Genomic DNA, 11,912 nt, shown 5'->3' on the forward strand with positions numbered 1-11,912 from the left:
CAGAGCGCCACCGGCGCCGACCTCGGCGTGTTCGCCACGCTGTCCGAGGCGCAGGATGCGGTCGCCGACCGTCCCGCGCCCGCCCATGATCCCGACCGCCCCCGCGGTCTGACCACACGTCCGTCGCGCAGCCTGCGCGTCGGATCACCCGGCCGCTCCCGCGGCCCGAAACACCGAAGGAAAGACACGATGGCCACTGGCACCGTGAAATGGTTCAACTCCGAGAAGGGCTACGGCTTCATCGCTCCCGACGACGGCTCCGCCGACCTGTTCGCGCACTACAGCGCGATCGCTGGTAACGGCTTCAAGGAGCTCCGCGAGGAGCAGAAGGTGGAGTTCGACGCCGAGCGTGGCCCCAAGGGCATGCAGGCCGCGAACATCCGCGCTCTCTGACGCTTCCCGGAACGCCCTCGGCCCTCGTGGTCGGGGGCGTTCCGCGTGTCCGGGCTCAGTCGGCGCCCGCGTAGACGGTCGCCGTGAGGCGGGATGCCACTTCCCGCCGTGACGAGACGCCGAACTTCGCGAAGATCGACTTGAAGTGGTCCTGCACCGTGTACGGCGACAGGTGCAGCGCCTGCGCGATGGCGTGGGTGGCCTCGCCGCGCATCATGGCCTGCACGATGCGCGTCTCCCGCTCGGTGAGTCCGTAGGCCATCATCAGCAGCGGCACGATGTCGGGCGGGGCTGCCGGCTCGATCGTGACGGCGTACTGCGACACCCGTCCGTCGGCGTCGCGGAACCGGGCCGCCTGGAACACGTACCACTCGCCGTCGCGGTGCTGCGCCCGCAGCCGTGGCGCGCACTCCTCGCCGTGCCGGAGCCGCGAGAGGACCGCCGCGACCGGGGTGGCGAGATCGGCGTCGAGGTCGCCGTCGAACCCCGCGACCCGGGCTCTGGCCGTGTCCGTGGCGAACTGCAGCCGCCCGTCGCGGTCGAAGACGAGGATCGCCGGCCCCTGGTCGTTCCGTGCCGTCTCCGCCGTCGAGGTCGCCATGCCGGCGCGGAGGCCGTCGGCGAGCGTCCGCTCGAGCCGGTGCATGAACTCCGCCTCGGCGGCGTTGAACGGCGGGCTCCCGGCGGTCCGGTAGAGCGCGAACGCACCCCACGTGGTGCCGCCCCGGCGCGCGACGCCGCGCAGTTCGTGCTCGGCGCCGATGACCGGACGCACGAGGTTGCTGTAGCGGGTGCTCCGCGCCGGATCGCCGCCGGTCTCGTCCCGCAGGATCCCGACGCCGAACGTGCGCCGGGCGAGGTCGGCGAAGAGTGCGACGTCCTCCCCCACGGCGTACTCGTAGAAGAAGAAGTCCGCGCCGCCCGAGTTCTCCAGGTCGTGGCGGTGCGAGGCGCTGAGCATGACGGTCGAGGGGTCGACCGTCGCGAAGCAGGCCGCGTCCGCGGGGACGGCACGACGGATGAGGACCAGCGCCTCGTCCATGTACTCGTCGAGCGCGAGCCCGGCGCCGGTCAGCGACTCCAACCCGGCGCGTGCACTCTCGGCCCGATACTCCCGCATGCTGCGATTGTGGCCCCGCATCCCGCGCGTGTCACCCCCAGATTGTTGGGGAGGTCGGGCACCGGGCCCGTGGGGCGATGATCCACCAGCGCTGCGGGATGGTGGCGCTTCCCGCCACGCACGACGGTGGTGTGGTCATCCCACCGAAGGAGAACCCCATGACCACCGTCATCACCCCCGTCCGTGCCCCGTTCGGCGGCACGCCGCTGGCCGAGCTGCGTGCAGCGGTCCGCGGCGAGGTCCGCATCCCGATGGATCCCGACTGGGATGCCGCGCGCGCCGCCTGGGCGCTCGCGGTCGACCAGCGCCCGGCGATCGTCGTGCGTCCGGCGGATGCGGCCGACGTGCAGCACGCGATGCGCTTCGCCGTCGCGCACGGTCTCCGTGTCGCGGCGCAGGGCACCGGCCACAACGCCGCGCCGCTGGGCGATCTGTCCCGCACGATGCTCGTGCGCACCGACCTGATGCGGGGCGTCCGCATCGATCCGGCGACGAAGTCGGCCCGCGTGGAGGCGGGCGTCTGCTGGGTCGAGGTGACCCGGCCGGCCGCCGGCCACGGTCTCGCCGCCCTCGCCGGTTCGTCCGCCGACGTCGGCGTCGTCGGGTACACGCTCGGCGGCGGGGTGAGCTGGCTCGCGCGTTCGCACGGGCTGGCCGCCAACAGCGTGACGGCGATCGAGCTCGTCACCCCGGACGGCGAGCTGCGCCGCGTCGACGGCGCCCACGATCCCGACCTGTTCTGGGCGCTGCGCGGCGGCGGCGGGTCGTTCGGCGTCGTCACTGCGATCGAGTTCCGCCTGTACCCGATCACGTCCGTCCACGCCGGCGCGCTGTTCTGGCCGCTCGAGCATGCTGCCGACGTCATGCACGCCTGGCGCGAGTGGACCGAGGGACTGCCCGCATCCGTCATGACGGCGGCGCGGGTGCTGCGCTTCCCGCCGCTGCCCGATGTGCCCGAGCCCATGCGCGGCCGCGCGTTCGTCGTGGTCGAGGCGGTGATCCAGGATGCGGCGCCGGTCGCCGATGCGCTGCTCGCGGAACTGCGGCGGCTCGAGCCCGAGATCGACACGTTCGCGGCGACGCCGATGCCGGCGCTGAGCCTGTTGCACATGGACCCGCCCGGGCCGGTGCCGGGGATCGGGGACGGCGCGGTGCTCGGCCCGCTCGACCCGACCGGTGTCGACGCCTTCGTGGCGGCGGCCGTCCGCGGCGAGGCGCTGATGTCCGCCGAGCTGCGGTGCCTCGGCGGGGCGCTCGCACCCGGGTGCGTCGAAGGCGGCGCCGTGTCGGGGATCGAGGGCGCGTACCTGCTGTTCGCGGGCGGGATGGCGCCGGACCGCGAGGCCGCGGCCGTGACGACGGCGGCGCTCGACGACCTGCTCGACGCGGTCGCGCCCTGGCGTGCCCCGGTGGACTACCTCAACTTCTCCGAGCGGCCGGCCGCCCCCGAGCGCGTGTTCGGCCCGGCACTGGAGCGGCTCCGCACGGTCGCCGCCGCCGTGGACCCGAACGGCGTCATGCACGCCAACCACCCCGTGCGCCGCCGCACGTAACCCCGCCCCCACCGGTCGAGTTGCCTCAGATGTACGCGAACCACCCGCTCACGCGTACATCTGCGGCGACTCGATCAGTGGATGCAGCTCACATGAGCTTCGTGGAGTGCAGCATGGCCTCCATCTTCTCGTTGAACCCGACGAGCGGCTTCCGGAGCGCGAGCCCCAGGAGCGCCATCGGCACGAGGAACGCGAGCAGCCACCCCAGCGAGATCCAGTAGTCGGCGTGGTAGATGCCGGCCAGGGCCGCACGGAAGGCGTCGATCGCGTGCGTCGCGGGCAGGAACGGGCTCACGTTCTGGAACCACTCCGGCAGCAGCGACAGCGGATACGCGCCGCCCGCGCCCGCCACCTGGATCACGAGCACGAACACCGCGAGCGCCTTGCCCGCGTCGCTGAACGAGACCACGAGCGTGTAGATGATGAAGGTGAACACGAGCGAGGTGCACCAGCCGAGCAGCATGAACAGGAACGGATGCACGGGGTCGAGGCCGACGAGCAGGATGTTCCCGAGGAACACGAGCGTGCTCTGGGCGAGGCCGAGCGTCGCGAAGATGAGGTACCGGCCGAGGAACTGCTGGTGCAATGCGAGCTCCGGCCCGCCCTCGGACGCACGCTTGGGCGGATCGACGCGCAGGGTCACGGCCATGAGGAGCGCCCCGACCCAGAGCGACAGGATCGTGTAGAGCGGGGCCATGCCCGCCCCGAAGCTCACCACCGGGTAGACCGCGATCCGGTCCACGCCGATCGGCTGTGCGAGGGCCTTGGCGAGCACATCCGGGTTCGACCCGATGATCCGCCCGATCTGGGTGAGGTCGCCGGACGAGATCGCCTCCGACAGCATCCCGTGCACCCGTTCGACCTCGTCCGCGGCGGTGGCCAGCGAGTCGGCCAGTTCCCGGTTCTGCGCGGCGGCGCCGTCGAGCAGGGAACCGGCGCCGGCCGCCGCACCGGAGAGCCTGCCGACCTCCGCGCCGATGCCGTCGAGGGTCCCTGCGACGCCGCCGAGCACGACGCCGAGCTCGTCGAGCACGGGCTTCAGGTCGTTCGCGTAGATGCTGTCGGCGTTCGACAACGACGACATCGCGGCGTCGATGCGGCTCTCGATCTGCCCGCGCGACTGCTGCGCCCGCTCGTTGCCGTTCGCGATGTCCGCGGCGGTGCGGTCGAGCACCGACTGCACCGACTGCTCGTTGGCGATCGCGCGGTCGAGGTCGTCGAGCACGGCGTCGAAGACCGGCAGCCGGTCGTCGGGCACGTGGGGCTTCACGTCGTTCACGAGCCGGTCGCGCAGCGCCTGGTGCTTCGCGATGAGCTCGCCCAGGTCGCCGCTCATCCGCTCGAGCACCACGACGCTCTCGTTCGCGTCGTCGCCGATGCGCGAGAAGATCCGGTCGACCTCCGTCTGGAACCTCGCCAGCTGCTCGGTGCTCGCACGGAACCCGGCCGAGAGCGACTCGGTCGCGCGCGCGATCGCGCCCTCGGCGGCCTCCGCGGCGGAGATCCCCTCACGCACCTGACCGGCCGCGGCGTCGAACTCCTGCTCGACGGAGCCGAGGAGGCCCTGCGCGGAGTCGACGAGCGGCACCGTCCCCTCCAGCAGCGAGGTGAACATCCCGGCGGTCCCCGATGCCGCGCGCAGCTGCACCGCGAGCTCGCCGATGTGGTCCTCGAGACGGGTGAACGTGGCCTGCGCCTCCGGGTCGCTCAGCGAGTCCGCGAGCGAGGAGACGAGGCTGAGCGCGACGTTGCTGAGCTCCTCGGTGAAGGTGGCGTTGATCTTCGCCGACAGGTCGTCGGCGCCCTCGCTGGTGATGAGCGGGGCGAGCGGGTTCGACTTGTCGTTCATGTAGAAGTCGACCTTGGTGCGTTTCGAGCCGTCCATGTAGAACGTCAGCATCCGCTGGCTGAAGTCCTTCGGCAGCACCATGGCCGCGTAGTACTCGCCGGAGGTGGTGCCGGCGATCGCGTCGTCCTTGTCGGTGATCACCCAGTCGAGCTTGTCGTTCGCCCGGAGGGTCGATTCGACCATGCTGCCGATGTTCACGTGGATCGGGATCATGGGGCTCGTGTAGCCCTCGTCGACGCTCGCGACCGCGACCTTGAGGTTCTTGGTGTTGTCGAACGGTTCCCAGCTGCCGATGACGTTGAACCAGGTGAACGCCGACGGGATGACGATGAGGCCGCAGAGCACGATCATCGACATCACGTTGCTGGTGGCACGCCGCAGGTCGGCGCGGTACAGCTCCCAGATGCCCCTCACCGGTGCGCCTCCAGTTCTTCGATCTCACGGCGTAGCTCCGCCTCGGGCATCTTCCCCACCTCGCTGGAGAGCCGGAGGCTGTACCGGATGTACTCGAGCGTGATGAGCGCGGCGAAGACGATGACGAGCCAGAGGATCCACCAGCCGACGAACGTGGTCTTCTCGTCGGGGAAGATCATCGCGAGCGCCGCGAGGAAGAGGATGCCGGCGAGCCCGATCGTGACGACGGCTGCGCGGACCTTCCGGTAGGAGCGCGCGAACGGCAGCGCCCGCCTCGAGAGCCGCTCGTTGTAGCGCGCCCGGTCCGCGAGGGCGCGCAGCAGGTGGCTGAGCCGGTAGCCGGGACCGGAGGGCGCGCCCTCCTCCGAGGTGAACAGGTCGGTCGCCCCGACCTGCTGCGTGAACAGCCGGGTGAGGTTGGAGACCGCCCGGCGGAGCACCAGCCCGAGGAAGAACGCGCCGGCGACGAACAGCAGCAGCGTCCCGAAGTAGCGCCAGTAGGCGAATCCGTCGAAGCCGCTGACGACCTCGCGCATCATGTCGATGCCGTAGGTGAACGGGAAGAACGGGTACAGCGACTGGAAGAACTCCGGCATGAGCTGGATCGGGTAGATGCCCGACGCTCCGGGGATCTGCATGATCACGAGGATCACCGCGAGGCCCTTGCCGATGTAGCCGAACGTCACCGAGAGCGCGTAGATGATGCTGAGGTAACTGAGGCCGATGAGGATCGGCGTGAGGATGAACACGAACGCGTTCACGTGCTGCACCCCGATGACGAGGTTGCCGATGCTGAGCGTCACCGCCTGCGCCACCGCGATGCAGGCGAAGAGGAGCCAGCGGCCCAGGTACGCCTGCCGGTCGGTGAGATCGGGGATCTCCTCCCGGTCGACCTCGATCTTGAGGATCACGACGAGCACGAACGCGCCGATCCAGAGGGACAGGTTGATGAACAGCGACCCCATGAGGGAGCCGTACGAGTCGGTCGGGAAGATCGTGTGCTGGTCCACCTCGACCGGCGTCGCCATGAACTCGGCGATCTGCGTCGGGTCGAGCGTGATGAGCGTCTCCAGCTCCTGCCACGCCGCCGCGCTGCCGATGGTGCGCAGGTCGTTGATCGCGACGTCCATGTCGCCCTCGAGCGCCGCCAGGTCGCCGTCCAGGCTGCCGAGCGCGTCCGAGGTCAGCGCGAGCTGGCGGTCGAGGCCCTGCAGCAGCTCCGCCGCCTGCCCGAGGATCGTGACCTGGCCGTCCACCGCGGCCGACAGCGCCTCGGTCGCGGCAGTGACCCGGGCGATCGCCGCGATGGCCGCGGCGGCGCCCTCGGCGACCTCCGCGGAACCGATGACGTGCCCCGTGGTGGCGGCGTCCGCCAGCCGCACGAGCTCGTCCTGCGCGCGTTGCGCGAGCCCTCTCGCCTCGCCGAGGGTGCCCTGCACGCCGCTCAGTGCGGCCTCGACGTCCCCGACGGCCGCGATGTCACCCGAGATGCCCTCGCGCGTCTGCGCGATGCCCTGCTGCAGCTCTGCGAGGTGCGCGCGTGTCTCGGCGATGACCGTCGCGGCCCGTTCCAGGTCACCGATGATCCGGGCCTCCGCCTCGACCAGGTCCTCCTCGGCGGTGCCGGCGCCGGACTTGATCGCGGTGGCGACCGCATCCGCCACCTGCTGCGTGAAGGCGTCGGTCATCTGCGTCTGGACGGTGGTGGCACCGGTGTCGGTGATCTCCGGTGCGACCCCGTTCAGCTTCTCGTTGACGTAGTACTTCAGCTTCGGCTGCGTGAAGTCGCCGGTCGTGATGCTGAGCAGGTTCCTCGTGAAGTCGGCGGGCACCACGAACGCCGCGTATGCCTGGCCACTCTTGACCGCATCCAGCGCCGCGTCCTCGGACAGGAACTCCCATCCGAGATCGTCGTTGTCCTTCAGCTGCGCGACGAGCTGGTCACCCACGTTCACGTCGCCGGTGAGCGGGGTGGATCCGCCTTCGTCCTCGTTGACGACCGCGATCGAGAGGTTCTTCGTGTTGTCGAACGGGTTCCAGAACGCCGCGATGTTGAACCAGGCGTAGAGGGACGGCGTGATGAGCGCACCGCCGATGATCACCCACGCGAGCGGGACACGACCGAGTCGTTTCAGATCGCGGGTGAAGACGCGCCAGACGTTTCGCATACCCCAGTTGCCTCTCGCGAAGAGCTGTTCTGTTGCACCCGGTCACGAGTCCCGAGGAGCGGCGAACGGCACGGCCGGGCCCGCTGCGGCCCACGATAGCGGCGCCTCCGCCCCGGGGAAGTCCGGGGTCGGCGACCGCTGCGCGGCGACCCCGCCGATCCCGCTCCACGACTGGGATCGCGGCCCGGGTGAGGGGCGGGTGAGGCGGGGATGAATTTCCCCGTCACCCACCCCGACCGCCACCGGTAATCGAGTCGCCTCAGCTGTACGCGGAACGCCCCCTGCGGCGTACATCCGAGGCAACTCGACCGGGGTTCACGCACAAACGAATCAAGCCCCCGACGAGCGGGGGCTTGATGATTTCGGTGGACCTGAGGGGATTCGAACCCCTGACCTCTTCATTGCGAACGAAGCGCGCTACCAACTGCGCCACAGGCCCTTGAACGACATCTAACTTAGCATGCCGCGAGGGGTGCTGCTGTCACCCGGCCGCCCGGCGACGGGTCAGCAGGTCGCGCACGTGCGCCTCGATCTCGGCGTCGTCGACGTAGCCCATGGCGGCGAACGGGGATGCCGCGGCGGGCCGCTGCTCCTGCTCGCGCTCGGCACGGGCGACCGCGATGGACGGCGGGGCCGTGCGGGCCGCGCGCTCGCGCTTGGCCTCCTCCAGCGCCGCGTCCCGGAGCGCCTGCCGTGCGGCGGCGCCGTCGAGGACCGCAGCGGCCCGGGAGCCGGCGGACGCCGTGAGGGGACGCGGAAGGCGACGGGGTTCCCACGTGGGCCGGGCGGGCGTGACCGGGAGCTCGACGTCCTGCACCTCGGCGACGCGGACCGTGCGCTGCACGGGCACGGCACCCGCACGGGCGGCGACCCGCGACATCCGGTGCAGCACGACGAGGCCGAGGAGCGCGAAGGCCCCACCGGCCCAGACCAGTGGCTGCGAGCCGGTCGCCAGCAGCATCCAGGTTCCGAACCCGGCGGTGACGAGCCCGGTGAGCAGCACCAGGGTCGCTGCGAGCCGCACCCGGCGGCGGGCACGGGCACGCCGTGCGGCCGGTTCCGCGCGGGCGGCCGCGGCGGCCCGCTCGGCGGCCTCACGGTCTGCCGCAGCCTTCGCCCGGACGGCCGCGAGTTCCGCGCGCGCCTGGGCGAGCTCGGCCTGCTCGCGCTCGGCGAGCGTCTGCTTGGCGAGGCGCTGCTGGGCGAGGGCGGTGCGGGCGTTGAGCTCGAGCCGCACCTCCTCGGGCGTCTCGCTCGTCTCGGCGAGCACCCGCAGCGCCTGGTTCAGCCGCACGGCGTTGCGCTCGGCGGCGTTGAACTGGTGGCGGCTGTGCCAGGACGGGAGCAGGTACAGCATCCACAGCGCGACGGCGACCAGTACGATCAGCCCGCCACCCCAGATCTGCCCACCCATGGGGACCACGGTAGGCGACCGGAGCGGGTTCGACCCAACCGGCGCCCGCGTGTCGCGCGCGGATGTGGGTCGAGCGGGCGTATCAGGACGGTCCGGCCGCCGCGCCGCCCGGCTCGGGCACGTCCGCGGCGTGCCGCGGCACCTGCCCGGTCACCCATCGGGCGAGCACGCCGTGCGGCACGTCCTCGCGCACGAGCGCGAACGCGTGATGGTCGCGCCAGTCGCCGTCGATGTGGATGTACCGGCGCCGGAGCCCCTCGTACTGGAACCCGAGCTTCTGCACCACGCGGAGGCTCGCGTGGTTCTCCGGGCGGATGCAGATCTCCACCCGGTGCAGCCGGAGGTCGGTGAAGCACAGGTCGGTCGCGAGGGCGACGGCCGTCGGGGTGATGTCGCGGCCGGCGTACTCCTGGGCGATCCAGTAGCCGATCGTCGCCGACGAAAGCGACCCGCGGGCGATCCCCCACACGTTCAGCTGCCCGACGACGGTGCCCTGGTATTCCATGACGAACGGCACGCCGCCGCCGTCACGGTACTGCTGGAGCAGGCGGCGGATGCCGAGTCGCATGTCGAGCGAGACCGGACCGTCGGGGCTCGTCGCCTCCCACCGCTCAAGCCACGCGCGGTTGGCCATGAGGTGGTCCTGCAGCGCACGCGCGTCGCGGTTGCGGACCAGTCGGATGCCGACCGGCCCGTGCTCTCGCGGAACGCTGAGGTCCATGCGATTCCTCAGAGGCCGGCGGCGAAGTCCTTCAGCCAGGGCCGCAGATCCGGACCGAGGTCGTCGCGATCACTGGCGAGCTGCACGATCGCCTTGATGTAGTCGAGCTTGTCGCCGGTGTCGTAGCGGCGGCCGCGGAACACGACGCCGTAGACGCCCTTCTCCGGGTCGGCTGCGAGCTCCTGCAGCGCGTCGGTGAGCTGGATCTCACCGCCCTTGCCGGGTTCGGTCCGCTCCAGCACCGGGAACACGTCGGGCCCGAGCACGTACCGGCCGATGATGGCGAGGTTCGAGGGGGCGTCCTCGCGCCGGGGCTTCTCGACCAGGCCGGTCACCTTCACGACGCCGTCGGTGTCGGTCTGCTCGACCTCGGCCACCCCGTACAGGTGGATCTGCTCCGGGTCGACCTCCATGAGGGCGATGACGGCCGCGCCGCGCTTGTCGTACTCGGCGAGCATCGCCGGCAGCAGCGGGTCGCGCTCGTCGATGAGGTCGTCGCCGAGGAGCACCGCGAACGGGTGGTCGCCGACATGCGCCTCGGCGCGGAGCACGGCGTGCCCGAGCCCCTTGGGCTCGCCCTGACGCACCATGTGCACGTCGGCGAGCTCGGAGGCGCGCTCGACTTTGGAGAGCTTGTCGTCGTCGCCCTTCTCCCGCAGCTTCTGCTCGAGCTCGGGCATGGCGTCGAAGTGGTTCGCGATGTTGTTCTTGTTGCGGCCGAGGATGATCAGCACGTCCTGGATGCCGGCCTTCGCGGCTTCCTCGACGACGTACTGGATCGCCGGCTTGTCGACGACGGGCAACATCTCCTTCGGCATCGCCTTCGTGGCGGGGAGGAACCGGGTTCCGAGACCTGCAGCAGGGATGACGGCCTTGAAGGGCTTGTGCGACATGCGCCGATCCTATCCGGCACGGAAACTACAATCGTCCACATGGCCGACCTCGTAGATAATGCGAAGCGCGCCCTGCGCGCCGACCTGCGCGAACGCCGCGCGATGCTCGCCGGCCCTGCGCGGGAGGCGGCGACCCGGGGGCTGACGGCGCAGCTCGACGCCCTGGTGGACGAACTCGGCGCCCGCTCGGTGTCCTGCTACGTGTCCACCTCGGCCGAACCCGACACGCGCGAGTTCATCCGCGGGGCCGTTGCCCGCGGCATCCGGGTCCTCCTTCCGGTGACCCGGGTGGACGGCCTGCTCGACTGGGCGGTCGCGACGCCCGACGGCGACTTCGAGGAGGGGCTGTTCGGCCTGCCCGAACCCGTCGGCGAGCTGCTCGGCCCGATCGCCGTGAACGACGTGGACCTCATGCTCATCCCGGCGGCCGCGGTCGACCGGGCCGGGATGCGGCTCGGCTGGGGTCGCGGGTACTTCGACAAGACCCTGGGTTCGATGGAGAACTGCCCGCCCGTGTACGCCGTCATCTACGACTCCGAGCTGCTCGACGACATCCCATCCGAACCGCACGATCAGCCGGTCTCCGGCGTCGTGACACCCACCCAGACGATCCCGCTCGCTTCGGCGAAGCGCTGACCCACCGGGAGCACCATGCCCACCTACGCCTATGCCTGCAAGCAGTGCGCGCACCGCTTCGAGACGGTGCAGTCCTTCTCCGAGCCCGCACTCACCGAGTGCCCCGAGTGCAAGGGCACGTTGCGCAAGGAGTACGGCTCGATCGGCGTGACCTTCAACGGGTCCGGTTTCTACCGCACCGACTCGCGCGGCGGCTCCGCCGGTGGTGGCGCCTCGTCCGAGTCGGCGTCATCATCGAAGAGCGCGACCGCGTCGGCCGCCTCCTGACCACCCCCCAAGCGAACAGGATCACGCTCATGCTCAAGGGCTTCAAAGACTTCATCATGCGCGGCAACGTCATCGACCTTGCCGTCGCGGTCGTCATCGGCTCCGCCTTCACCGCGATCGTCACCGCCGTGGTCGACAGCATCATCACGCCGCTGATCGCGATCTTCTGGAAGGCGGATGCCGCCGGCATCCCCGGCATCCAGGTGCCCGACCTGTACGGCGGCTCCGTGACCTTCCCGATCGGCACGCTCATCAGCGCCGTCGTGAGCTTCCTCGCGGTCGCGGTGGTCGTCTACTTCGTGTTCGTCATGCCGATGAACACCTGGAAGGCCCGCCAGGCGGCGAAGGCCGGCGTCCAGGAGCCCGAGGAGGAGAAGCTCCCCACCGAGCAGGAGCTGCTCATCCAGATCCGCGACCTGCTCGAGAAGCAGCAGCAGACCCCGCGCATCTGACGCGCACCCGCAGCGCCCGGCCGGTCCCCGAC

Annotated in this window: 11 protein-coding genes and 1 tRNA gene; 5 read left to right on the forward strand and 7 right to left on the reverse strand. The window is 70.7% G+C overall.

Going from position 1 to position 11,912, the window contains the following annotated elements:
* Positions 1–189 precede the first annotated feature (189 nt).
* A complete protein-coding gene (locus ACWAUO_RS00290) occupies positions 190–393 on the forward strand; it encodes a cold-shock protein (protein ID WP_460773266.1) in 204 nt (67 codons plus the stop codon).
* Positions 394–448: 55 nt separating this feature from the next.
* Here the strand turns inward: ACWAUO_RS00290 and ACWAUO_RS00295 are convergent, their stop codons facing one another.
* A complete protein-coding gene (locus tag ACWAUO_RS00295) occupies positions 449–1,513 on the reverse strand; it encodes a helix-turn-helix transcriptional regulator (RefSeq protein WP_460772111.1) in 1,065 nt (354 codons plus the stop codon).
* Between the two features lie 158 nt (positions 1,514–1,671).
* Here ACWAUO_RS00295 and ACWAUO_RS00300 point away from each other — a divergent pair, with 158 nt between their 5' ends.
* Positions 1,672–3,066 (forward strand): FAD-binding oxidoreductase, encoded by a 1,395-nt coding sequence (locus ACWAUO_RS00300; RefSeq protein WP_460772113.1) that lies wholly within the window; start codon positions 1,672–1,674, stop codon positions 3,064–3,066.
* A gap of 88 nt (positions 3,067–3,154) precedes the next feature.
* Here ACWAUO_RS00300 and ACWAUO_RS00305 read toward each other — a convergent pair whose 3' ends face one another.
* From ACWAUO_RS00305 to galU, 6 genes are all read right to left on the reverse strand, one after another.
* On the reverse strand, positions 3,155–5,329 hold the full coding sequence (locus ACWAUO_RS00305) for a YhgE/Pip domain-containing protein (protein ID WP_460772114.1): 2,175 nt from the start codon (positions 5,327–5,329) through the stop codon (positions 3,155–3,157).
* A complete protein-coding gene (locus tag ACWAUO_RS00310; protein ID WP_460772116.1) occupies positions 5,326–7,497 on the reverse strand; it encodes a YhgE/Pip domain-containing protein in 2,172 nt (723 codons plus the stop codon). Before ACWAUO_RS00310 ends, ACWAUO_RS00305 begins: the two co-directional genes overlap by 4 nt.
* Before the next feature lie 366 nt (positions 7,498–7,863).
* Positions 7,864–7,936: transfer RNA gene (locus ACWAUO_RS00315), tRNA-Ala, on the reverse strand.
* A gap of 42 nt (positions 7,937–7,978) precedes the next feature.
* The gene (locus tag ACWAUO_RS00320) at positions 7,979–8,911 is read right to left on the reverse strand and encodes a large exoprotein (RefSeq protein WP_460772118.1); all 933 of its coding nucleotides are present in this window, start codon (positions 8,909–8,911) and stop codon (positions 7,979–7,981) included.
* Between the two features lie 82 nt (positions 8,912–8,993).
* Positions 8,994–9,632 carry a GNAT family N-acetyltransferase gene (locus tag ACWAUO_RS00325; protein WP_460772120.1) on the reverse strand — a complete coding sequence of 213 codons (639 nt, stop codon included), beginning with the start codon at positions 9,630–9,632 and terminating at the stop codon, positions 8,994–8,996.
* Between the two features lie 8 nt (positions 9,633–9,640).
* Positions 9,641–10,525, reverse strand: a complete 885-nt coding sequence (gene galU, locus ACWAUO_RS00330; RefSeq protein ID WP_460772122.1) for a UTP--glucose-1-phosphate uridylyltransferase GalU — start codon at positions 10,523–10,525, stop codon at positions 9,641–9,643.
* 39 nt (positions 10,526–10,564) lie between these two features.
* Here galU and ACWAUO_RS00335 point away from each other — a divergent pair, with 39 nt between their 5' ends.
* The 3 genes from ACWAUO_RS00335 to mscL are packed head-to-tail and all read left to right on the forward strand — an operon-like array spanning position 10,565 to position 11,880.
* Positions 10,565–11,161, forward strand: coding sequence for a 5-formyltetrahydrofolate cyclo-ligase (locus ACWAUO_RS00335; protein ID WP_460772123.1), 597 nt, complete (start codon positions 10,565–10,567; stop codon positions 11,159–11,161).
* A gap of 15 nt (positions 11,162–11,176) precedes the next feature.
* The gene (locus tag ACWAUO_RS00340; RefSeq protein ID WP_460772125.1) at positions 11,177–11,428 is read left to right on the forward strand and encodes an FmdB family zinc ribbon protein; all 252 of its coding nucleotides are present in this window, start codon (positions 11,177–11,179) and stop codon (positions 11,426–11,428) included.
* A gap of 29 nt (positions 11,429–11,457) precedes the next feature.
* Positions 11,458–11,880 (forward strand): large conductance mechanosensitive channel protein MscL, encoded by a 423-nt coding sequence (mscL, locus tag ACWAUO_RS00345; protein WP_460772126.1) that lies wholly within the window; start codon positions 11,458–11,460, stop codon positions 11,878–11,880.
* Positions 11,881–11,912: the final 32 nt, after the last annotated feature.

The sequence above is a fragment of the Microbacterium sp. GXF7504 genome (assembly GCF_054798235.1).